The 21,930-nt window shown below is 58.1% G+C and carries 18 protein-coding genes; 13 read left to right on the forward strand and 5 right to left on the reverse strand.

All coding sequences use genetic code 11. The features are described 5' to 3' along the window. Positions 1-64 precede the first annotated feature (64 nt). The gene (locus AC812_RS09885; RefSeq protein WP_061913257.1) at positions 65-937 is read right to left on the reverse strand and encodes a hypothetical protein; all 873 of its coding nucleotides are present in this window, start codon (positions 935-937) and stop codon (positions 65-67) included. Between the two features lie 172 nt (positions 938-1,109). On the opposite strand from AC812_RS09885, the gene AC812_RS09890 reads away from it, so the two are divergent. The 11 genes from AC812_RS09890 to AC812_RS09940 all read left to right on the forward strand — a co-directional run bounded on the left by AC812_RS09890 (position 1,110) and on the right by AC812_RS09940 (position 13,288). Further along, positions 1,110-2,882, forward strand: coding sequence for a CAP domain-containing protein (locus tag AC812_RS09890; protein WP_061913258.1), 1,773 nt, complete (start codon positions 1,110-1,112; stop codon positions 2,880-2,882). A gap of 71 nt (positions 2,883-2,953) precedes the next feature. Continuing rightward, positions 2,954-3,568, forward strand: coding sequence for a signal peptidase I (lepB, locus tag AC812_RS09895; RefSeq protein ID WP_061913259.1), 615 nt, complete (start codon positions 2,954-2,956; stop codon positions 3,566-3,568). Between the two features lie 200 nt (positions 3,569-3,768). Then, complete coding sequence (gene nrfH, locus AC812_RS09900) at positions 3,769-4,275, forward strand: cytochrome c nitrite reductase small subunit (protein WP_061913260.1); 507 nt, start codon at positions 3,769-3,771, stop codon at positions 4,273-4,275. 3 nt (positions 4,276-4,278) lie between these two features. Continuing rightward, positions 4,279-5,580 (forward strand): ammonia-forming cytochrome c nitrite reductase subunit c552, encoded by a 1,302-nt coding sequence (locus AC812_RS09905; RefSeq protein WP_061913261.1) that lies wholly within the window; start codon positions 4,279-4,281, stop codon positions 5,578-5,580. Positions 5,581-5,786: 206 nt separating this feature from the next. Beyond that, positions 5,787-6,410: a TadE family protein gene (locus AC812_RS09910; RefSeq protein WP_061913262.1), complete on the forward strand. Its 624-nt coding sequence runs from the start codon at positions 5,787-5,789 to the stop codon at positions 6,408-6,410. After that, complete coding sequence (locus AC812_RS09915; RefSeq protein WP_082148896.1) at positions 6,361-8,235, forward strand: VWA domain-containing protein; 1,875 nt, start codon at positions 6,361-6,363, stop codon at positions 8,233-8,235. The genes AC812_RS09910 and AC812_RS09915 overlap by 50 nt, the downstream gene beginning before the upstream one ends. A 28-nt stretch (positions 8,236-8,263) precedes the next feature. Continuing rightward, positions 8,264-10,279, forward strand: a complete 2,016-nt coding sequence (locus AC812_RS17990) for a TadE/TadG family type IV pilus assembly protein (protein ID WP_061913264.1) — start codon at positions 8,264-8,266, stop codon at positions 10,277-10,279. 76 nt (positions 10,280-10,355) lie between these two features. Continuing rightward, a complete protein-coding gene (locus AC812_RS09925; RefSeq protein WP_061913265.1) occupies positions 10,356-11,285 on the forward strand; it encodes a CPBP family intramembrane glutamic endopeptidase in 930 nt (309 codons plus the stop codon). A 22-nt stretch (positions 11,286-11,307) separates the two neighbouring features. After that, positions 11,308-12,030, forward strand: a complete 723-nt coding sequence (locus tag AC812_RS09930; RefSeq protein ID WP_061913266.1) for an alanyl-tRNA editing protein — start codon at positions 11,308-11,310, stop codon at positions 12,028-12,030. Between the two features lie 41 nt (positions 12,031-12,071). After that, the gene (locus tag AC812_RS09935; RefSeq protein ID WP_061913267.1) at positions 12,072-12,476 is read left to right on the forward strand and encodes a helix-turn-helix transcriptional regulator; all 405 of its coding nucleotides are present in this window, start codon (positions 12,072-12,074) and stop codon (positions 12,474-12,476) included. Positions 12,477-12,481: 5 nt separating this feature from the next. Further along, the gene (locus tag AC812_RS09940; protein WP_061913268.1) at positions 12,482-13,288 is read left to right on the forward strand and encodes a sulfite exporter TauE/SafE family protein; all 807 of its coding nucleotides are present in this window, start codon (positions 12,482-12,484) and stop codon (positions 13,286-13,288) included. On the opposite strand, the gene AC812_RS09945 is transcribed toward AC812_RS09940, so the two are convergent. Continuing rightward, positions 13,285-15,612: a ComEC/Rec2 family competence protein gene (locus AC812_RS09945; protein WP_061913269.1), complete on the reverse strand. Its 2,328-nt coding sequence runs from the start codon at positions 15,610-15,612 to the stop codon at positions 13,285-13,287. The two genes, AC812_RS09940 and AC812_RS09945, sit on opposite strands and share 4 nt — an antisense overlap. Positions 15,613-15,618: 6 nt before the next feature. After that, the gene (locus tag AC812_RS09950; protein ID WP_061913270.1) at positions 15,619-16,227 is read right to left on the reverse strand and encodes a methyltransferase family protein; all 609 of its coding nucleotides are present in this window, start codon (positions 16,225-16,227) and stop codon (positions 15,619-15,621) included. 339 nt (positions 16,228-16,566) lie between these two features. Here AC812_RS09950 and AC812_RS09955 point away from each other — a divergent pair, with 339 nt between their 5' ends. Both AC812_RS09955 and AC812_RS09960 read left to right on the forward strand, forming a co-directional pair. Continuing rightward, positions 16,567-17,343 (forward strand): DUF429 domain-containing protein, encoded by a 777-nt coding sequence (locus AC812_RS09955; RefSeq protein WP_169787288.1) that lies wholly within the window; start codon positions 16,567-16,569, stop codon positions 17,341-17,343. Between the two features lie 2 nt (positions 17,344-17,345). After that, on the forward strand, positions 17,346-17,840 hold the full coding sequence (locus tag AC812_RS09960; RefSeq protein WP_061913272.1) for a gluconokinase: 495 nt from the start codon (positions 17,346-17,348) through the stop codon (positions 17,838-17,840). Positions 17,841-17,942: 102 nt separating this feature from the next. Here AC812_RS09960 and AC812_RS09965 read toward each other — a convergent pair whose 3' ends face one another. Both AC812_RS09965 and AC812_RS09970 read right to left on the reverse strand, forming a co-directional pair. Then, entirely contained in the window at positions 17,943-20,102 is a 2,160-nt protein-coding gene (locus AC812_RS09965; RefSeq protein ID WP_061913273.1) for a hypothetical protein, read from the reverse strand. A 186-nt stretch (positions 20,103-20,288) separates the two neighbouring features. After that, positions 20,289-21,890, reverse strand: coding sequence for an FG-GAP repeat domain-containing protein (locus AC812_RS09970; protein WP_061913274.1), 1,602 nt, complete (start codon positions 21,888-21,890; stop codon positions 20,289-20,291). Positions 21,891-21,930: the final 40 nt, after the last annotated feature.

Here is a 21,930-nt window from a genome sequence, read left to right on the forward strand (position 1 = left end):
ATCGAATTGCGAAAAACTAAAAGAACCATTGTTATCTTATTCAATAGATCGAGGTGATAGGCGATTATTTCCGTATCCGCGCCGGGAAAACGCGTTCGGCAAGGTCGTACAGGGTGGGACGCGGCGGCATTTCCCGGTAGGGGTAACGCCGGCCATCGGTTAACTCGCCGATTTGCACCTCGTCCGGGTCTGCAACCTCGTTAACGTAAGTTTTCTCGTCCATCAGAAGGGATGATTCGGGGATGGCTTTCCAGTAGCGGATGGTACACAGCGGGGTCTGCAGGCGAATCACGTTGACCGGCTGGCCGTCGCCCGTATTTTCGGGAATTTTGCGCCGTATCAGCCATGGGCTGAGGGGGGAGGTGGTGTACTCTACCATCAAATAATCCAGACATTGCAGGTAAAGGCGGTATTCGACGGCTTTATACGCCCGCACAAACACCAGGGTCGTATCCGGTTCAAACTCCTGAGGGTCTATGACATACTCGCTGGTGATGACCTTCTTTTCCCGATAGGTTTCACTGATGGAAATTTCCAATCGCTGCTGGATGCTTTTTACCAGCCGGTTGGCTGCTTCCGCTTTTGCGAAGGCTGCAAGACCGGCGAGCGATTCGATACCCAGTTTTACGGTCAGGCTGGCTGCGTATTGACGGATTTCCTCCGACTGGCGCACCGCCTCGCGAATCAAATCGTTCATTTTTACAATGGAAACTTCATATTCGGCGCTGAAGGTGCGTCTTTCGCGCACGCCGCGCAAAGGTTTGGCGGCCGCAATCACTTCCCCTTTCCGCACGGGCTCATCCAGTTGGAACGGGCCGCGCAACAGGTAATGGAAACGAACCACCGCAAAGCGATTTTTGTTCTGGCGATGAACCTGCCAGCCGCGTTTCTTTTCCAGTTCTGCGGCAGTGGGGATGGAAAAATACTCGTTTGGCATTGGCCTGCTCCCGCTCTAATTTTTTTGGAAAACCCTGTATACAGCATAGCAAAAAATGGCCGGCCTGTAATCTCAAACGGGCTGCCAATCTCCAAACTGGATGAGGAATGGCAGAATGGTCGTTCAGTTTTACAGATATTAATGATAAAATCGCTCAACGAAAAAGTTGACTATGCGGCGATGGATTATTTTATTGCTGATTTTGCTCGGGTTGGGCGGTACGGTTGCTGCCGTGGCTGCCCAGAGCGGTTACACTCCCGTTACCCAGTCGGAGGCGCTTGCCCGGCAGGAAGGTGAAGTGGTCTACCTCACCAACCTGCAGCGGGCGGCGCGCGGCATTCCTCCCCTGCGGTGGAACTGGCAGCTGACTCAATCGGCGCGCTGGTTTGCGGCTGATAAAGCTGCCGCACCCAATTGCGAGGACGCTCACCGCGACACACTGGGCAATTTTCCGAATGTGCGTGCGCAGGCGTTTGGCTACCCCGGCTCGGCGGGCGCCGAAAATGTTTGGTGCGTCTACATCCCGCCGGCACCGGCGGTGGAAGGCTGGCTCAAAAGCGAAACCGGACACGCTGACCAGCTATTGAACCCCGATCACCGCGAGGTTGGCATCGGTTACAGCCAGAACGGCGAAGGCTGGCTGGCGCAGGATTTTGGCAGCGACAACCCGTATGCGCCGCTGGTGATCGGTAATGAAGCGCTCAGCACGGCCAGCCGGCAGGTAGACCTGTACCTGTACGACCGTCCGGGCGGGGATACGTTCACCGCCTTGCAGCCGGCCGTTTCCATGCAGGTTGCCGAGGATGCCTGCTTCAATCAGGCGGCTGTGCAGCCTTACCAGTCGCGCTTTTCCTTCACCCTGTCTGATGGGGAAGGCTGGAAGCGGGTTTATGCCCGCACGCGGGATGCCTACGGACGCAGCCTGACCGTGGACGACAGCATTTATCTCGGCAGTCTGCCCGCCGGTCAGCCCCTGGGGGAGGAGCGTTTTTCCACCACCCGCCCGTCGGTGAAGCTCTATGATCTTGATCCGCAAGGACGCAGCCACATTCAACTCAGCCTCGGCTGGCTGGGAGATGCCTTCAAGACCGGCAAGAACAATCCGCTGCCCCAACTGAGCGACCCGGCCGCGCTGAACGGCAGAGCCGTGCAGCTGCCGCATAACCGGAATGACGGCAGCGACCCCAACATGGCGTGGGTGTGGACGACATCGTTTTTCACCCAACAACCGATGATGGCTTACTTCCGGCTGAAGGTCAATTCCATACCCGATGGGGAGGCAGTCCGCCTGAGTGTGATTGCCGGTACTTACCAGAGCGGGGAGGTCGTTATACGAGGCAGTGATTTCCCCTCCGCCAATGCCTACATGGAAGTGCCGATTCCTTTTACCTTTACGCCCGATTCAAATAATCCCTTTTTGATTTTTAAAATCCGGCGGACGGGCAGCGCTGAGGTGGTGGTAGATACCGTGACCATCTTCACTGCCCCGCAGCGTTTTAACGGGAGCCCGTTTATCTGGCAGGTGCCCGGCGGGACTTACCGCGGCGAGGGCGTGTGGGTGCGCTTTTCGGCGTTCGACGGCAGTCAGTTTACCCCGCTGCGCGAAGCGGCTGTTTCTCAGTGGGATGGCTGCCTGCTACCCGCTGCCCTGACCGTGCTGGCTGCTCCCTCATCTCCTCCGCCGCTGCTTTCGGCGCTGGTTGTGCCTTCGTACATGGCGGGGGACGGCTGGAGCGTGGAAGAAAACCTGCCGTGGTTGCAAGCCAGCCGTGCCGGCGAGCGGGTGGAAGTGCGTCTGCTGACCGGCGGGCTGGGGACGGGCCAGTACGATGGGGAGATCATCATCCGCCCGACAGAGCGCGCCTATCCCCCACTACGTCTGACGGTGCGACTGATCATGGCAGAACGGCTATTTTCCGCCTACCTGCCGGCCGTTAATCGGTAAATCCCGGCTTTGGCTTAAGACTTTTGCAAATTCTCCCCGTTATACCGAATTTGTGATAAGATGCCGATGTTATGACCGAAGAACGTTACTCCAGCGGGGAAATTTCACCCGGGGTTGAGGCTACGCCCCAAACGGAACAGCCGGTAAACACCCTGCTCGGTTTGATCACCGAGATTTTCAAGACCGTATTGTTCGCCGTGCTGCTTTACCTGGCCATCAGTGCGGTGACCGACCGGGTGCGGGTGGAAAATATCTCCATGCAGCCGACTCTCAACGAGGGGGAACTGCTGGTGGTGTATAAACTGGCTTACCGCTTTGGAGAACCCCACCGCGGGGATATCATCGTCTTTCATCACAACCGCCAGCCGCCCGAAGATTACATCAAACGTGTCATTGGTTTGCCGGGTGATCGGGTGCGGGTGGAAGGCGGGCAGGTGTACGTCAACGACATTCCGCTGATTGAGCCTTACCTTGCCGAGCCACCAGCCTATAGCGGGGTGTGGGAGGTGCCGCCCAATTCGTTGTTTGTGCTGGGGGATAACCGCAACCGATCCTCGGATTCGCGAATTTGGGGCTTTGTGCCGATGAGCGATGTGGTCGGCCGGGCGGTGCTGATTTACTGGCCGCCGGGGAAAATCCGCCTGCTCAGTCATACTGACCTGCTGGCGCAGGCTGCTGCCCGCTGAGTGAGGCAACGTGAGTTTGTAAACATCACCCCAAAGCCGTTGCGGGGGTGGGGGAGACTCCCACCTGCACTGGTAAGTGTTGCTGCGATCAAAACGGATGATTTCTGATCTTTTTTTCGTTTTTGATTAATGTCAAATTAATCATCCTTAAAATCGGTTAAAATAAGAGTAATTGGTCATATTTGGCTCGGAGAGGAAACATGACAAAACTCCCCCTCATCATTGGTCTGGCGGCTTTACTGGTGGTGGTAGGTGTTGGGTTGTATGCTACTGAATTTACGGTCTACCTCGGCAATGACCCCACTGCCTGCAACAACTGCCATGTCATGGATGCCGCTTACGAAGGCTGGTATCATGCCGGCCATCAGGCCTGGGCAACCTGTAATGACTGTCACACCCCGCACGCCCTCATTCCCAAGTATTTTGTCAAAGCCAAATCCGGCATGAATCATGTTTTCCATTTCACCCTCGGCAACATCCCGGAACCGCTGCGTGCCAAAACCGAATCGAAGGAGATCATCCAGGCCAACTGCATTTACTGTCATCAGGAGACCGTCTCTCGGATTGCGGATGGACAGATGGATTCGGGGCGTTACTGCTTCGAATGTCACCGCAGTGTGGCGCACGGTGAACGGGGTATTTCCATTCTTCCCTACCAGGACAAGGGTATTTACGATCCTCATTCACAATCGCTTCAGGAGAAGTAGAACATGTTCAAAAATCCCAAAACCATTCCGATTGTCTTAAGTGTGATCATTGTTATTCTTGCTGGCACGCTGGTTGCGCTGCTGCTTTTCATGAAAAATCAGCCCTTACAGACCCGCGGGGTACCCAATCTGATCGAAATTGCCGCCATGGAGCCGGACAGCTCGGTGTGGGGAATTAATTTCCCCAATCAGTACACCACCTTCCTCCAGACCGAAACCAACAATGCCCGCACGCCCTACGGCGGGTCCGATCCGGTGCAGAAACTGGATGTGGATCCGCGCTTGCGTACCTTGTTTGCTGGCATGGCTTTCAGCAAAGATTACAAAGAAGACCGGGGTCACCGCTGGTCGTTGACCGATGTGCGCGAAACCGGGCGGGTCAACGAGAAAACCCCGGGCACCTGTTATTCCTGCAAATCGGCCAATACACCCATGTTGTGGGCGGAAATGGGTGCCGCCGAATTTGCCCGTACGCCCTTCTCGGAATTGGGCAAACAAATTGACCAGCCGATCGGTTGTGCCAACTGTCATGAAGCCGGCACTATGCGTCTGATTGTCACCAACCCGGCCCTGGAAGCCGCCCTACAGGCACAGGGCAAGGACTGGCGCACCTTCACCCGCCAGGAAATGCGCACGGTGGTATGCGCCAACTGCCATGTGGAGTACTACTTTGCGGGGGAAGGCAAGCTGCTGGTGTTCCCGTGGGCAAAGGGCACTTCCATCGAAAAGATCGAGGAGTTTTACAACGAAATTGACTTTTCGGACTGGACTCACGCCGAAAGCGGTGCGAAGATGATCAAAATGCAGCACCCCGAATACGAACTGTATTCCGCTGGCAGCACCCATTTCAACGCCGGGGTGGCCTGCGCCGATTGCCACATGCCCTACACTCGTGATGGAGCGGTCAAGTTTTCCAATCACAATGTTCATAGCCCGCTCTTTAACCCGGCTGCTTCGTGCGGCACCTGCCACACGGATGTGGATTATGTTGTGGGGCGGGTGACGGCCATTCAAAATCAGGTATGGGTGACCATGTCGGCAAGCGAGGATGCGCTGGTGGAAGCCATTGCTGCCATCAAAGCCGCCGCCGAAACGCCCGGTGCCGATCCGCAGTTGATTGAAGAAGCCCGTGCCCTGCACCGTTCCGCTCAATTACGCTGGGACTTCATCGCCGCCGAAAACAGCATGGGCTTTCACAACCCCGAAGAGGCCCTGCGCATTCTGGCAGCCGCCACCGATCTGGCTCGGCAGGCGCAGTTGAAGGCGGTGCTGGCGGTCGGCTCAACCCAGAGCGCCAGTCGCTAACTATTTGCCATCATCTCACAAACCGGCCGCCCGTTGGCAGGGGTTTTCTGCTGGCGGGCGTTTTTGTTTGCTTATGGTTACAAAATCGTTTGCTGTTTTACCAAAAAGTGGTTCGATTCCCTTTATCCTGATTGACTTTCTCCGTTGTATTCGTTATGATATGAATACTGATGGAAGGTTTCTTTTAGAATTGGGGGATCAAGCGCATGTCCGGATTGATTAAACAGCCAGCCCCAGCCTCTTCCCACCGGCAACTCCGCGCCGGGCGGGCACAGTCGTTCATCGAACTGGCGCTGGTGCTGCCGGTCTTGTTTATCATCTTGCTGGGAGTTGTAGAAATTGCCATTTTCATCGGCCGCTATCTGGATGTGTTGGATCTGACCCGCGAAGTGGCCCGTCAGGCTGCCCGTGAGGAGCGCTTTTTGAGTCCATCCACCTTTTTTAGTGAGACCGATTCCTATCTGGCGGAACCACCGAATGGCTTGAATTCTTACATTACTATGAACGCCTCTACCGATGACATGGTTGTTTCGGTCTTTGATCTGCGTGGGAGTGGCGAAAGAATCATGCATGTCTGGTCTGGCGCCAATGAAAATTATAAAAAAGATTGCCAGGGAAATGTGGTGCGTGCCGAGCCGCATTTTACCCTCAGCGAGGTGATGGCAATTGGTTCGCCTGATGTTAATGAGGGAATGGTTGCCGTGGAGATCTTTTATTGCCATCAACTGGTATTGAATATTCCGCTTATAACTTCTTTTATTCCAAACCCGGTGCAAATCCATGCGTACACAATTTTTCCGTTTCCGGCGATTAAATACCGCTCACCTTAATTCTACCCGGCAGCCTTCCCGCGGGCAGGTGTTGGTCATCTTTGCGGTGGCCATGTTGACCCTGCTTTTCTTTGTTGGCCTGGCCATTGATGCAGGTTCTTTGTATGTGACCTACAACCATCTCAAACGGGCGGTGGATGCCGCGGCAGTTGCGGCAGCCAACCAGTACAAACGCGGCGAAACTCACCTTGATAAATTCGAAAGCGCTGCCACAGAAGTACTGGAATTGAACAACATTGATATGGCGGTGGTAGACCTGGAAGTTCACATTTGCGACGAAAACGGCGATTATGAGATAGACCATGGATTACCGGAGGATCTGAATCGCCGTTGTCATGAGGCCGCCTTTCTTCGTAAACTGGTATGGGTAAAAGCCACCCAGCGTGCGCCGTTGTACTTTTTGGGGTTGCTGGGATTCGGCCCGGTGAATTTATCCACAGAGACGATCTCCGAGGCGGCGGCGGTGGATATTGTACTGGTGCTGGATGTTTCCGAATCCATGTCCAGTCAGACGGGCGGCTATATCCCCAATGATTACGATCCGGATACGGGGTGCAACCCGAATACCCGCACCGCTGGCGCTTCACCGCCTGCCGGAGCGTGCCTGCCGATGTGGTACTTGAAAAATGCGGCAAATGCGTTGATCAACACCATCTACGAAGGGTATGACCGGATTGCCATCATCACCTACGATTCGCGGGCTGAATTGAAGCAGGATTTTACCAGCCTCAAGACGGTTGCGCGCAATTCTCTGTGGAACAACGTCAATGTTCATGATGACCCGCCCTATGCGAGGATGTGGGCTCCGTGGGGGCCCGACCGTGACCCCGGCGACTACGCCTTTAACCCGGTCAACCCCGAAGACCGTGATGGGGACGGGCGGGATGCCGATAATGATATTGACCTGTATAGGGTAGATTGTCCCTGGACGACCAACCCGGCCGTGCTGGCCGACCGCTGGTGGAGCGTGGATGAAGGCGCACCCGATCCGTTTGGCTGGGGTGGTGTACCCTGTGATCATGATGCTTATCTGGATGCCTACGACTGGAACTCCGATGACATCTTCACCATGGATGACCACAATGCTTCGCTGGCTTACCTTGCCAAATTCCCCGTCTTAACCGACCTGAACGATCACACCATCCGTCCATCGCTTTCGCCGCTTTCTACCTGCATCGGCTGTGGGCTGCGGATGGCCAACGAACTGCTGACCAAATACGGGCGACGGGACGCTATCTGGGTAGTGGTGTTGTTCACGGACGGTGTGGCCAATTTGAGTGATACACCGCCGAATGCCTCGACCGGTCCCGGCGATACCCCCTACACTGGCGGGAATGTGCCGGCGGTCATGAAAAGCGGTTTTTGCAACGGCCATTTTGCCGACCGGGACGCTAACTCGTGGTGGCAGAAACTTTGTATTGACCGTCACTTCACCCCGCGCTACTGTGTGGATACCAGTTCATCCACCTGCCCGCCGGGTTCCACGCATGTGGTGGCGAGCCTGCGCAGCTACACCTACTCGGTCACGGATTATGCCCGTGATATGGTAGATGCGATTGGATTGACCAGTTCCGCTAACCCACAGGAGCCGCTGGGCACCGATGTAGCCATGTACGCGGTCGGCTTTGGGGCTGTAAATTTGGGCGAACCGCTTTTGCGATACATTGCTGCTGTGGGTGATGATGGTGACCGCCGTACGGATCTCTGTGATGGTGTATCAAGTTTGCAATCCTGCGGCAATTACTTCTATACTAATGATGCTTCTCAATTACAGGCCATTTTTGAGGACATTGCCAGCCGTATATACACCCGAATTAACCAGTAAAAAGGGCTAGAATCAGGAAGGAACGCCCATGAAACGATTACCTCTTAGTAAACCTCAAATTCCCCTGCGGTTGCGCCGCTGGCGCGCGCAGGGCTTTGTTGAATTTGCGCTGGCGCTGCCGATTCTCCTGATGATGATTTTTGGAATTATCGAATTTGGGCGTTTTCTGCAAGCCTGGCTTGCCCTGCAAAATGGGGCCCGCTTTGGGGTGCGTTACGCCGTCAGCGGTGACTTCAATACTGCTTATTGCGATGAGGCCGCCGCGGCTCTGGGACTGACCGCCTTTCACAGCGGCAATTGCCGCGTACCGGAAACTGTAGACGGGTGGGATGAGATGAGCAGTGCGCTCAAAGATTGGGCGCGGCTGGCGTCTATCCGCGATGCGGCCATTGCCGGAGCAACCGGGGTTGCCTGGGACCCTGCCCCGGCAGTTTCCGGCGACTATCTGGCTTACCTCGATTACGGTTGGAACCATTCCGACTTCGATATGGTGCATCGGGGCAACCCGGCCCTGAAGGGCTTTCTGAATGTGATGATTTGTTCGACTCGCGAGGAAGATCTCGGCGGGGGGGTGTTTGCCCGTTTTCAACGCAATCCTTATACGGCTATTTATTACGAACCCAATGACCCCGGACGGTTGCAGGACTACCGCTTTCCAATTTTCTGTGAACGTGCCATTGGCACCAAAAGCGGCGAGACCTTCAATCAGACCGCTATTGAACGATATGTTGATGATGCAGGCGGACCCGGTGACCGGGTTTTCGTGCGGCTGACTTACCGTCACGAATTGATCACCCCCCTCCTCAACAATATCTGGCCGACGGCCATGATCTACGCCCAGCGGGAAGGTTATGTGGAAGCCTTCCGTAAAACCCGCCCGGGCGGCGCGCTGGGGGTTGCTCCCACCCCCACCAATACCCCGACTGATACCCCCACTCCGACCAATACCGCTACTCACACCTCCACACCCACGCCGACCGATACCGCCACGCCGACCGCCACACCAACCATTACGCCGACCAACTTCCCGTGCGGCGGTACGGGCGTGCTGCGCGAGTGGTGGGGCAGCATCCCCGGCACCTCGGTGAGTGATTTAACCAGTAACCCGCGCTACCCCGGAGCGCCGAACAATCATGATACCCTGCCCGAATTTGAGGCTCCCCAGAACTGGGCAAACAACTACGGCCAGCGCCTGCGGGCTGATGTTTGCGCGCCGCAAACCGGTTATTACCGCTTCTACATTGCCAGTGATGATAATAGTGTGCTGTATCTGAATGGTTCGCTAATTGCCTCGGTGCCCGGCTGGACGTATTACCACCAATGGGATTTGTACGGCAGCCAGAGGTCCGGCACGGTCTATCTAACTGCTGGCTCGTGGCTGCCGATTGAGGTCCTCCACAAAGAAGGTACAGGGCTGGATCATGTCTCGGTTGCCTGGGCAGGCCCGGGCATCACCGGCAATGAGGATGATCCGCCAGTGGTGATTGACGGCTACTACCTGCGTCCGGCCTCTCCCATACCGACCTGGACGCCCACCCATACCGGCACACCGACCCGCACGCCGACCATTACAAACACTTTCACCCATACCCCGACGCGCACCATTACGCCAACGCCGACCAATACCTTTACCCCCACCTTGACCTTCACGGCAACTAACACGCGTACGCCGACCTACACACCGACCATTACTCCGACACCAACGATTACGCGCACCTTCACGGTTACTCCCACGCGCACCAACACCCCCACGCCTACCAATACTCCCACCATCACCTTGACCTTCACACCATCGAACACGCCGACAATTACCCACACATTTACTCCGCGACCCACTAGCACCAACACTCCAACACCCACCGCCACGGTACCTTCGTTGACGCCGACGATCACACGCACCTTCACTGGCACGCCAACCCGCACCAGCACACCAACCCGAACCATCACCCCCACGCCTACGGAAACGCTGCTGCCGACCCGCACCCGCACTCCCACCATTACCCGCACACCGTGTTTGACCCCAGTGGAATTGGGCGGCTGCTAACCTGAAAATCGCTCTGCTCAGCGGCGTGCCCGATTGAATGGCGCGCCGCTGTCCGTTTGCGGTGTACAATTAACCCATGAAATCGAATTCGACCCTGCCTGGAGCAGTGCAGCGTTGGCGAGCGGCCCTCGCCTTTGCCGCCGGCGGTGGCTTGCTGATCCTGCTGACGCTTGGTTTGCTGTGGCTGGTGCAGCGCCAGCCGCAGGCATCCGCCGAGACGGTGGTGGTGCTGATTTCTGTCCTGACTCTGCTGGTGCTGGGGTTTGCGGTGGGGACGCTGGGGTTTATTCTGCGCAGCGTACTGGCGCGGCCCGGTTTGAATCCGATCCTGCTGACGCTGGTTCTGGCTTACGTGTTACCGGCGGCAGTTTATTTTGGGTTGGACCGGCTGCTGGCGCTGCGCTTCAGCGGACTGGAACAATCCCTGCCGGCCATCAGTCTGCGCTCGCCGCTCTTCCCCGGTCAGCCGTGGCTGTTCCTCTGGCAGGCCTTGATCCTGGCTTTTCTCGGCATTCCGGCCGAGCAGAATCACCCCCTTCGGGAGAGGACGGATTCGTCGTCCCGGCCTCCCGAATGGCTGAGCGGGTTGCTGGGAGGGGCTGCCATTGCCCTGTTGGGGGCATACCTTTTCAGTATCACACGGGGCTGGTTGGAAACCACGATCACCGTTTCCGAAATGACCCATCCGCTGGAGGTTGCCCCGTTGATTCGCTGGGTGACGCTGCTGATCGGGGTTCTGGTCGCTCCGTGGGCAGAGGAGCGGTTCTTCCGCGGGGAACTGATTCAACGCTGGCAGCCGCGCATGGGAACGTGGGCGGCCGGGCTGGCTTCGGCGGCTTTGTTTGCCACCCTGCAACTGCGCCCACTCCTCTGGCTGCCGGCTTTTCTGGCGGGGATTGGCTTTTTCTGGTTGTATCGGGTTTATGGCGGACTGAAATCGGCCGTCATTGCTCACACGGTTGTCAATGCGCTGTTGTTTGCGCTGGGCTGGCAGTGGATGATTTAACCACCGGTGAAGGAGAGATGCCATGACCGAATTACTTTACGCTACCGACAGTTACCTGAAATCTTTTGAATGCCGCGTGCAAAGCGTGGATGAAACCAGCCGGGCGGTGTTGCTCGACCGTACCGCTTTCTACCCCGGCGGAGGCGGCCAGCCGTGCGACATGGGGCTTTTGAAGGCTGTAAACGGTCAGGTCTGGCCGGTCACCCGTGTGAAAAAAACACCGGATGGCATCTGGCACACGCTGGGCGGGGAAGCCGGCCTGCCGCAGCCCGGCGATGCTCTGCATGGCGAACTGGATTGGGAGCGGCGCTACGCCCTGATGCGTACCCACACCGCGCTGCACATCCTCTGTGGGGTGGTCTTTCGCGATTACGGCGCCCTGGTCACCGGCGGCGAAATGGAGCCGCTCAAAGGGCGGATGGACTTTGAGTTTGAAACCCTGACACACGAGCGGATTACCGAAATTGAGGAGGCCGTCAACCGCGAGGTGCAGGCTGCCCGGCCGATCCGTGTGCAGATTTTGCCGCGCGAAACGGCTTTTCAGATTCCCGACCTGATCCGCACCAAAATTAACCTGCTGCCGCCGGAGATTCGGGAAATCCGCACGGTGGAAATTGTCGGGCTGGATTTACAGGCCGACGGCGGGACGCATGTTGCCAATACCGCTGAGGTTGGCCGCATCCGTGTGGTGGATTACAAAAGCAAAGGCAAGATCAACAAGCGCATCTATATTGAAATGGGTTAAATTCACTTGACATTAGAACATATATTCTATAAAATAAGATTATGAACCTCTGGAAGCGCCTGTTGAACCTTTTCAGGGAGGAGGCAGAGCAGCAGCGCACCTTCGCTCTGGATGCCCGGCTGGAACAGTCCCTGCGCCAACTGGCCGATCAGGAAAAACGCCCGCCGGAGGAGATCCTGCAAACGCTGATCGAGGCCGGCTTGCAGTATCGCCGTCAGAGTGAGGAGGCCTGGCAGTGCTGGAAGCTGCTCACCCCGCGCGAGCAGGAAGTTGCCGCGCTGGTGTGCCTGGGCTACACCAACCGTCAGATTGCCGCCCGGCTGGGGGTTACGCCGGATACCGTCAAAACCCACATGCGCAACCTGCTGGTCAAGTTCAACCTGCACCAGCGCCGGGAGCTGCGCGAACGACTGGCCGGTTGGGATTTCAGCGCGTGGGAGCGCTGAGAAGGATGGCTGAATCTCTCTCGGCGTTTTTGATTGCCGTTCCCATCGCCGTGCTGGGCGGGCTGATCGGTCTGGGCGGGGCTGAGTTCCGGCTGCCGGTGCTGGTCGGGTTGCTGCGGCGCAGCGCCCACCAGGCCGTGCCGATCAATCTGGCGGTCAGCCTGGTTACGCTGCTGGTCTCGCTGATGGTGCGCTTGCGTACCCTGCCGGCTCTGCCGCTCGAGTCGCTGGTCTTGATTCTGATTGCGATGATCGGCGGGGCGATGTTGACGGCTTTTCTCGGCGCCGGGTTGACCGCCCGCCTTACGCCCCATGCACTGGAAAGCTGGATGCGTCTGCTGTTGACCGCCATCGGCCTGCTGCTGATTGTGGAGGGTTTCTTTCCGCTTTCCGAAGCCGGGCTGGTGGGTAATGCCGCTTGGGCGCAGGCGTTAACCGGCTTTGCAGCCGGCTGCCTGATCGGCGTGGTCAGCAGTACGCTGGGTGTGGCCGGCGGAGAGCTGATCATCCCTACCCTCATTTTCATTTTTGGCGTGGGTGTCAAAACCGCCGGCAGTGCCAGCCTGATCATCAGCCTGCCCACGGTGATGGTGGGGTTGGCGCGTTACGCCCGCAAGGGCTTGTGGTTCAGCCGCTCGGAAGGGGTAAGCATTGTCCTGCCGATGGGTCTTGGCTCGGTGATCGGTTCCATCCTCGGCGGTGTGCTGGCGGGGGTTGTGCCGGCCAATACCTTGAAGGTAATTCTGGGGCTGGTGTTGATCGTTTCCGCGTTGCGCATGTTCCATTGGAAGAACTCCGCCCGGGGCGGTTAATGCCGCGCTCCCCGCAGCCAGATGGCGCGCCCGTCGCTGATCCACTCCGTGCGCCCGTGGTCGGCGGTTGAAATCATCCCATCCCCTTCCGCCTGTGGGCTTTGCAGGAGAATCACGGCCGGATTGAGCGAGCGCCACTCGTCCAGCGGTGCATCCTTGCCATCCAGGCTGCCCAGCAGCAGGCTGGCACCATTCACCAGCGGGCTGGCCGCGCGCAGCACTGCCGGGCTAAAACCGTTCGGCATCAGCAGACGGGCATCGCGGTACTCAATCAGCAGGGCGGCTCTTTCACCGTCGCTTTGCAGCACATACAGAATCAGGTCATGATCGAGTTGCAGGCGGTCTCCGGCTGCAAGCTGTTGTTGAGGGGTGTGCGTCAGGCTGAGGGTTTGATGGAGGCGGCTGGCGGTGCGGCTGGCAGGCGGTTCCACCGCCCAGTACAGGCTGCTGCAAGGCAAGCGTTCGAGAGCGGCCGGCATTCCCTCCAGCAGGCTGGCCTGCCGGAAAGGCAGCACCGCCGCATCCAACCGGCGGGAAAAGGGGCCGGTTTCGCGTCCCAATGCCCCCGCCAGGCTATTGGCCTGAGGGGCGCTGCCCAGTAAAATTTGCCGCCCGGCAGGTGTGCGCAACAGAACCGCCTGTCCGTTGGGTAGATGCGGGAGGATGACATGCAGTTTACCGTCCGGTCGGCGCAGGGCTGCTCCCCAGACCAGCAGGGTCAGTATGCCCAATCCGCCCAGCACCAGCGAGGGTTTGAGTGCGGAGCGCAGCCGGTCGAGCCAGCGAATGGGATGGGCCGGGTTGATTTTGATCAAGGCCGTGAAGCCAAACAAAAGGGCGTACAGGCCAACGGCCATCCCCCAGCCGGCCGCACCGAAATCCAGCGTCCCGCCGCGCAGGGCAGCCAGCACCTCGACGATGCGGATGGTCAGCGCTGCGAAGGGGTAAGTCAGCCAGCCGAGCACCTGACCGGCCGGCAGCCAGAGCATACCGGCAATCAGCGCCAGCCCGCTCAACTGCATCACCAGCGGCTGCACCGGCAGGATGAGGGGGTTGGCCAGCAGCGCCGAAAGCGAAATCCGCCCGAACTGTGCCAGCACAACCGGCAGGGTGGTCAGCTGGGCAGCCAGGGTGAAGAGAAAGTACTCGGAAACCGGCGGGGCAATCCGCCGGGCAAGTGAGGGCGAATAACGCCGGGTCAGCCAGCCTTCAAAGGTGTGCTGGAGCGGCTCGGCGTAGAGAATCAGCCCCAGTGTGGCGGCGAAGGAAAGTTGAAAGGAGGCATCCCACGGCAGCCACGGGTTGAAGGCGGTCATCGCTGCTGCGCTGAAGGCCAGCGGGGTCAGCCCGGCTGACCTGCGCCCAATCAGCCGCCCGAACAGCGCCAGGCTGCTCATCACAGCGGCGCGCACCACTGCCGGGTTAGCCCCCACCAGCAGGGTGTAGAATGTGATTGCCAGGGCCGCGCTGGCAGATGCCCAGCCGCGCGGCAAAAACCGCCCGAACAAGGCCAGAAACAGGCCGCTGAGCACCGTCATGTTAAAGCCGGAGATGGCGATGATGTGGGCGGTGCCGGTATCCTGAAAGGCACGCGTCAGCCCGACCGGCAGGTCGCGTTCCAGACCGAGCAGGATACCGCTCAGCAGGGCGGCTTCCGGCTGGGGAAAGAGCTGGTTGAGAGTCCGGTAAGCAAAGCGGCGCAGGGAGTACACGGCTTGCAGCAGCGGGCTGCCGGCCTGCCCGGTCTGAACTTCGACAAACGGGTAAGTCAGGTAGGTGTAGATGCCTTTGCGCGCCAGATAAGCGCGGTAGGAAAAGGTCTCATCCTCCGGCGGGGTTGCCGGACTGCCCCACACCCGCACACGCTGACCGTAGCGCCAGTCGCCGCCGGGCGACAGACGCAGCACGGCGCGCCCGCTGACTTTTAGTGGCGAGCCGCTGCCTTGCAAGCGAAGCGAACTGACCTGCACGGTCAGCAGCACGGCGTTTTCACGTCGGTCGGGGTCGCTGGCAATCCAGCCGCTCAGTTCGGCTTTCCCAAGGTCGTTGTAGAAAGCCAGATCGGCGGGGCTAAAATGCGGCTGGGCGATCTGCCAGCGCCATGCTCCCAGCAGCAGGGCAGTCAAAATCACCCCGGCCGGCAGGGGTAAAAACCAGCGCAGCCTGGCCCAGCCGGAAAAGCGGCGGGTGAGCCGGCCTTCCAGCAAAGCCAACCCCGTGCTGGCGGCAGCGGCGGTCAGCCAGAAGGCGGCCGGCAGGCGCAGGATGGCGCTCAGCCCAACCCCGCTTAGAAAGGCAGCCGAAAGCCACAACAGCGGCGGCACGGCGGCTCACTCCGGCGGCGGGAACAGACGCGGCAGAAAGGCCGGTGTGCGGCGGCGGTATTCGGCGTAGGCATCGCCGAATTCGTCCAGCAGCTTATCCTCTTCAAAGCGTGAACCGATAATAAAGTACAGGGTTACCCCCAGATTCAACGCCAGCAGATTCCAGCTCATCACCGGCATCAGCCACAGAAACAAGAGCGAGCAGGTGTAGAGAGGGTGGCGCACCCAGCGGTACAAACCGTTGGTTACAAAATGCGGCGGGCGCTGCAGGGCGGTTGCATCCAGCGCGGTATCCAGTCCAATGAAACGCATTGCCCCGGTTTGGGAAACGCCGTAAACAAGCCCGATCAAACCGGCCAATTGAAGCAAACCGGTCAGTATGAACCATGGGAAGGGAATGGTGTAAATCACCCGGTCGGGCAGCAGGGCAGTGAGCACCAGCGGCGGCAACAGAGTAACGCCGCCCAACACGGAGAAAATCAGCCGGTAGTAGCGGCGGATGCGCTCCCCAAAGCGTGCTTCGGCGTAGCGTTTAACGCGGCGGGAGGCCAGCAGCGAATGGAGCGCCCCGTAGAGCGCCATGGCGAGCAAAATCAACCAAAATCCGGCGGTCATCTTTTCTATTTTATCCCGGAATGTTTTTTAGATGCCTCCAATTTGGGATGAAGAATTCCAGTGAGGTGCAGGAGGTTGCCCTTTCAAACGCGGTGATCCTCTGGAAGGTGAAAATGATTTTGTTGCATCTTTGGATGCTTTAAGCAAAGACCAGAGGGGCTTGAATAAGGTTTTTGTTAGTGCCTTTGGGGTGTGCAGGCGGGGTGGGGATTCCTCGCTTCGCTCAGAATGATATTAACCGGTTTTCGTCACCGCGAGCCACCGCAGGCGGCGTGGCGGTCTCCCGATTCCCCCACTGCGCGGGCAAGGTTCGGCGAGTTTCAGGGTGACGGGTTGCGCGTGTTCGCGTTAAAATTAACCTCGATGAAGGACATACCAGCAGGCGGGTATCTTGGGTTGGATGGCTGCCGGGCCGGCTGGGTGGTGGCACAAATCGGCCGACTACCCGGTGAGGTAAGCCTGGAGGTGTTTTCCTCATTTGAGGCAGCCCTGGCTGCTCACCCCGGTTGTCTGGAGAGTTGGGTGGACATCCCCATCGGTTTGAGCGGGGGAGATGTGGTGCGCCAATTGGACACTGCCATGCGGGCGGCGCTGAAAAGCCGCAAGAGCAGCGTATTTCCGGCGCCTTGCCGGGCAGCGCTGACGGCCGAAACCTACCGGCAGGCGTGCCAGATCGAATTAAGCCGCTATTCCCGCTCCCTCTCCGTGCAGGCTTATCATCTGATTCCTAAAATTCGGCAGGTGGATTGGTTCTTACAGGCCCACCCGACGTGGGGCGGGCGGGTGTTTGAGTCTCACCCGGAATTGTGCTTTCAACGACTGAACGGGGATAGACCCTTACGCTACTCCAAAAAGGAAGCCGCTGGATGGGAGGAACGCGCTGCGATACTGGAAGAATGGCTGCCCGATGCGCGCAGGGCGGCGCTGGCTTTTCTTTGCGAAACGCGCCGCGCTCAGGTACAGCCGGATGATGTGCTGGATGCGCTGGTGTTGGGGGTGGCTGCCATGCTCAATCAAGGCCGCCGCGATGCCTTTTTACATCAGCCGGAGGAATATGACTCGGCTGGGGTTGCCTTGCGGATTGCTTGCCCACCGCCGCTTTCCGGCGAGGTGTAACCATGAAAGTGCGCTTTTTCCTGATCATGGGTGTGGCTGGTTGTGGTAAGACGACGGTCGGTAGAGCGCTGGCCGGGCGGCTGGGCTGGGCGTTTTACGATGCGGACGACTTTCACCCCCCGGAGAACGTTGCCAAAATGTCGTCCGGTATCCCGTTGACGGATCAAGACCGTGCCGGCTGGCTGGAGAAGCTGCATCGGTTGATTGTGGATTGTCTGGAAAACCACCGTCCGGCGGTGCTGGCCTGCTCTGCCCTGAAAGAGGCTTATCGTCAGACGTTGTTGAGAGGAACGGAGGGGGTGTGTCTGGTCTATTTACGGGCCGGCTATGATCTGTGCCGTCAGCGGCTGGCGGCGCGCACCGGGCATTACATGCCGGTCAGCCTGCTGGCAAGCCAGTTTGCAACGCTGGAAGAACCATCTGACGCGCTGGTGGTGGATGCCGGGCTGAGCGTGGAGGAGATTGTGGAACAAATTCTCTCCCGTTCAGCCGCGTGAGGCTGCGGCTTCATTCACAGGATCCAGCCAGAAAAGCACAACCGGCAGAAGGACGGTTAACCTTCCCTACTGCCGGTTGGGGGGTGTTAAGTTCGGCTGGGCTTAACTTTTGATCAACGCAAAGGCAATCGTTGCGTGACGGTCATATTGCGATTGTCGTCCGTAACCATCCGTGGCGGTGGCGTAGGTTGAGAGGTTGACGGCAAAGGCAGCCCCATCGTTACAGGCCGTGCACGAACCGCCCAGATTGCGCAGCAGGTAACTGGCGCTGTTGGCAAAGGCAGCCGGCGGCGGGGGTGTTAAGGCCGGCGAGCTGGTTGAACCGCTGGTGGAAGCCACTCCACCGCAGAGACCGCGCGAAATCCCCAATCCCCACGTCAGAAAATTGTGGGGATGGCGGGCAACATACTCCACCGTCACCGGATCGCTCAGCGTGTTGAAGCGCAAAAAGCCGCACGAATCTGCTGTGCCGAGCGGGGTACGTACATTTTGTAACTGAGCCACCGTGTCGGCGTTGTCCACCCGTACGCGGAAGATCAACTGTCCTTGCGGGGTGATGTTGTTGGAAGTCAGTACGCTGGTGTAGGTGTTGGGGGTGCTCAGGTCCGGTAAGACGAACTTGAAAGGTCCACTGCCGCCGAGGTTGGAACACGCCACCAGATTACCGCTGGCATCGAACATTTCCAGCAAAAGGGTTACCAAACCGGAGCGGCGGGGGAGCACATCGTTGTAAGTAAATGGTGGTAATTTATTGCCGGTGCTGTCGAAGTAGGCAAAGGGGCGGTCGTACGGATCGTTGATGTTGACCCATCCGTCACCGGGAGAAGGGTCGGGGACCTCATACAGATTGGTGACCCCGTTAACCGTCTTGGGCCCCAGAACCACCGGATTCAGATGAATGGTGAGCGGAGAATAGGTGATTGTCATGTAGCGGTGGGTGACGGTGGCATCTATCTGGGTAAAGTCGGCATCGCCTTCGAATTTATACGACCAGCGGTAATACCGTACATTGCTGAGCGTTTTCAGACGCGGATCAAAGTTCATCTGCAAAGCCAATGTACCGCCCCAGGGGTTAGTACCGTTGACCAGACCGGTTGCAGCGCTGCTGACCAGCGGGTTGCTTTCCAGGTCGGTGATGTTGCGCAGGTCGGTATTGCCGATGGCCGTTGGCCAGACGTACAACTCATCGCCGGGGATGGGCCGGTCGGGGTCTTCCAGACAGGCAACTGCCTGCGGGTCGGTCACGGTGATCTGGATGGAGGGTGTACCGTTGTAATTCCAGTAGGTGTTGCAGGAGATTGAGGGGCTGTACACCAACCGTTCGCTGCCACCGATGTTCTGAGTGACGCGGAAATACAGGTCGGGTATATCGGATGGGCACCAGAAGCACAATTCTTTATAAAACGAGCCGTCCGATTGGATGGGCACCTCAGCCAGCAGGCGCAGACAATACCAGTGATCCGGCAGGACGAGGCACAGATACGGTGCCAGCGTCACTTTATTTTCGATCAGGTAGCGTTGGAGCGGTTCACCTTTCAGCACCGAAAGGCGGGCGCTCACATCTGAAAGAGCGGTCGGGGAGGGATTGCTGCCTTCCTGTGGGCGAGAAAGAAGCATGGCCTGGCGGAAAGGAGCGGGATCCGGTCCCGGACCGGGCGGGATGGGAGGTATCGGCGGGTTGGGTTCCGGGAAGGGGAAAGGAATCGGATCCGGCACGGGGGGAAAAGGAGGCCGGCGCAGCAGATCCAGCAGGTCATCGCGCAGGCGTTCCAGTTCCGGGAAGGGGATGCGCTGCAGGTAACACATAAAGTCCACTTCGTAGATTTTGACAGTGCCCTGACAAATGGTGGCATAACTGCCCGGTGCAAACTGCTTGCGGACATTGCCGCGGACAACGACGCAGTATCTCCACCAGCACAGGTAAACGCCTCTGGAAATGGCGATTTCTAACAATGAGGGGCGCAACGGGGAGAGGACATCCTGCAATACGGCTTTGGCTTTGATCAATTGCTGGAGCAGGTCTTTCGGAATAACCTTCTCTTCGCCAAGCAAATCGGGGCCGACATACAGGCGGAAATTTTGATCGGAAGGGAGACGCAGGTTGATGGTTTCTTTGGTGTAAGGCTGTGAATCGATCAGGCTGCCCTGGCGGTCAAACAAATAGACCCGAACAGGTGGTATTTTTTCACCCTCTACACTATCCGGGAAGCGAAGCTGGACGCGCACAGTACGCGCCTTGTTCTTAGCACTTTCTTCGACCATACCGAACCTCCTCAAGAGAAAAAGGTGTTATGTCAAAGCGATGACATAACATTGATAAAATAGACTTACTTTATCATAATAGCACTTAAGCGCTGAGAGGGATACGGTCATTTTTTACAACCGGGGTTCTCTTGGGGAGCGTTCTTCGCTGAGCGTTGACTGACCCGGAATGATTAAAAATTTGATTCAAGGCGCACCGGTGCGTTGAACATTTCCGCGTCCGGTCGCCCACAGAAGACGAGCCTGAGCCGTACCGGGTAAATCATAAACCACCACGCCGGAATAAGCCGTATTGAGGACAACTTCGAGGTCGTTATCGTTATCCACATTGGCCAGTGTCGGTGCCGGCAAAGCACCGTTCCAGTTGCCGTTGCGGCCGGCTGGCAGATCAACGGTAAAAATCGGCATACCAAAGGCGTTCAGAATGTGTAATTTTCCGGTACGGTTGCTTCCTTTTTGAGGCCACGAGGTAAAAATGACCTCGGCTGAACCGTCATCATCGAGATCGGCAACAACCGGTTCTGAGGCAAACTGGTAGAAACCCTCGGCAGGGTTGTAAACCGAATACGGCCAGGAGCCGTGCTCGGTTTTGTCCAGCCAGAAGGCATGCAGATGACCATCGTACGAAGCAAACAGAATTTCCTTGAGTCCGTCGCCGTCTAAATCGGCCAGCACCGGGTTGGGGAGTGCCGATTCGATCCGGTTGTAATCTTCGCTCAACGGTGTGCCGGTGTCGACAGGGGTGGTGCGCCAGTCGAAACCACCCCCGTTGAAACGGGTACGGTCGGCGTTAAAGATAAACGGTCCGTAATAGCGGGATTGGTAAGGATCTTTGGAACAGTCATACACATTCCCGACAACCACAATTTCCATCTGCCCGTCGTTGTTCAGGTCGGCAATGGATGCTGGTGAGTTGGCAAAGTTGGGGCGGTAATTTTCGGAGCGCGGGCGACCGTTTTGACAATAGCCCCACGAGCGGGTTTCGACCGTAAGGTCTTCCCAAACGCCAATCCGCCCCCAAACTTTAACGGGATGGTTGGGGTAGGCCGCAGGATCAACCGCCAGTGGGCTGCCGTCGGGCTTCAGCCCCAGAATGTAATGGACATCGGTTGGCACGATGATTTCGAGGTGGTCGTCTCCGCTCAGATTGGCGGCTGAGGGATTGTCGTTGAATACTCCCCAGGCGTAGCCAGAATTTTCGGAGGTGATTTGCGGCCAACCGGGGCGGGTGTTGCCGTTCGCATCCAGCACCCATGTGCTGGTACGGCTGCCGATGGCGGCGGTGACGATCAATTCGAGGCTGGAATGGTCACCGTCCAGATCGGCTGCCAGCAAGCCGCGTAGCTCGGCGGAGGAAGGCTGGTGTTCCCATTTCAAAGTTCCGCTCAGCGTGTAAGCCGTCACCCAGCCTCCGCCCTGGGCAACTACAATCTCAGCGGCGCCATCACGCTCCAGGTCGGCCAGGACGATGCCCGGCCAGGTGCGGCCGCCTTTGGGGTCAACCCGCCACTGTAACTGACCGGTTTCGCCATCCAGCGCCCAGAGGGTGTATGCCGAGGCGATGATCTCGGCTTGCGGGTCACCATCAAGGTTGATGACCGCCGGTGAGGAGTACCAGCCGGTTTCGCACCATGAATTGTAGCAGCCGCCGTAAGCCCATTTTAACTGCGGGGCGCTCAACCCACGTGAAATGAAAGGTAAATACAGCGGGTGATCGCCGCTTTCGGCATGTACCGAAGCCGGAAGAAGCAGCACAAGCGCAATGAGAAGACCTGACCTTAGTTTCATGGTGACCTGCCGGAAGCAATAAAAGGGAGTCCATTCCCCG

Source organism: Bellilinea caldifistulae (genome assembly GCF_001306055.1).
Taxonomy (GTDB): Bacteria; Chloroflexota; Anaerolineae; order Anaerolineales; family Anaerolineaceae; genus Bellilinea; species Bellilinea caldifistulae.

Excerpts from the sequence above, each read along its gene's own strand:
- nrfH (WP_061913260.1), top strand. The coding sequence starts at position 3,769 with ATGACAAAACTCCCCCTCATCATTGGTCTGGCGGCTTTACTGGTGGTG.
- AC812_RS17990 (WP_061913264.1), top strand. The coding sequence starts at position 8,264 with ATGAAACGATTACCTCTTAGTAAACCTCAAATTCCCCTGCGGTTGCGC.
- AC812_RS09940 (WP_061913268.1), top strand. The coding sequence starts at position 12,482 with ATGGCTGAATCTCTCTCGGCGTTTTTGATTGCCGTTCCCATCGCCGTG.
- AC812_RS09930 (WP_061913266.1), top strand. The coding sequence starts at position 11,308 with ATGACCGAATTACTTTACGCTACCGACAGTTACCTGAAATCTTTTGAA.
- AC812_RS09910 (WP_061913262.1), top strand. The coding sequence starts at position 5,787 with ATGTCCGGATTGATTAAACAGCCAGCCCCAGCCTCTTCCCACCGGCAA.
- AC812_RS09905 (WP_061913261.1), top strand. The coding sequence starts at position 4,279 with ATGTTCAAAAATCCCAAAACCATTCCGATTGTCTTAAGTGTGATCATT.
- AC812_RS09935 (WP_061913267.1), top strand. The coding sequence starts at position 12,072 with ATGAACCTCTGGAAGCGCCTGTTGAACCTTTTCAGGGAGGAGGCAGAG.
- AC812_RS09885 (WP_061913257.1), bottom strand. The coding sequence starts at position 937 with ATGCCAAACGAGTATTTTTCCATCCCCACTGCCGCAGAACTGGAAAAG.
- AC812_RS09960 (WP_061913272.1), top strand. The coding sequence starts at position 17,346 with ATGAAAGTGCGCTTTTTCCTGATCATGGGTGTGGCTGGTTGTGGTAAG.
- lepB (WP_061913259.1), top strand. The coding sequence starts at position 2,954 with ATGACCGAAGAACGTTACTCCAGCGGGGAAATTTCACCCGGGGTTGAG.
- AC812_RS09970 (WP_061913274.1), bottom strand. The coding sequence starts at position 21,890 with ATGAAACTAAGGTCAGGTCTTCTCATTGCGCTTGTGCTGCTTCTTCCG.
- AC812_RS09890 (WP_061913258.1), top strand. The coding sequence starts at position 1,110 with ATGCGGCGATGGATTATTTTATTGCTGATTTTGCTCGGGTTGGGCGGT.
- AC812_RS09915 (WP_082148896.1), top strand. The coding sequence starts at position 6,361 with ATGCGTACACAATTTTTCCGTTTCCGGCGATTAAATACCGCTCACCTT.
- AC812_RS09925 (WP_061913265.1), top strand. The coding sequence starts at position 10,356 with ATGAAATCGAATTCGACCCTGCCTGGAGCAGTGCAGCGTTGGCGAGCG.
- AC812_RS09950 (WP_061913270.1), bottom strand. The coding sequence starts at position 16,227 with ATGACCGCCGGATTTTGGTTGATTTTGCTCGCCATGGCGCTCTACGGG.
- AC812_RS09965 (WP_061913273.1), bottom strand. The coding sequence starts at position 20,102 with ATGGTCGAAGAAAGTGCTAAGAACAAGGCGCGTACTGTGCGCGTCCAG.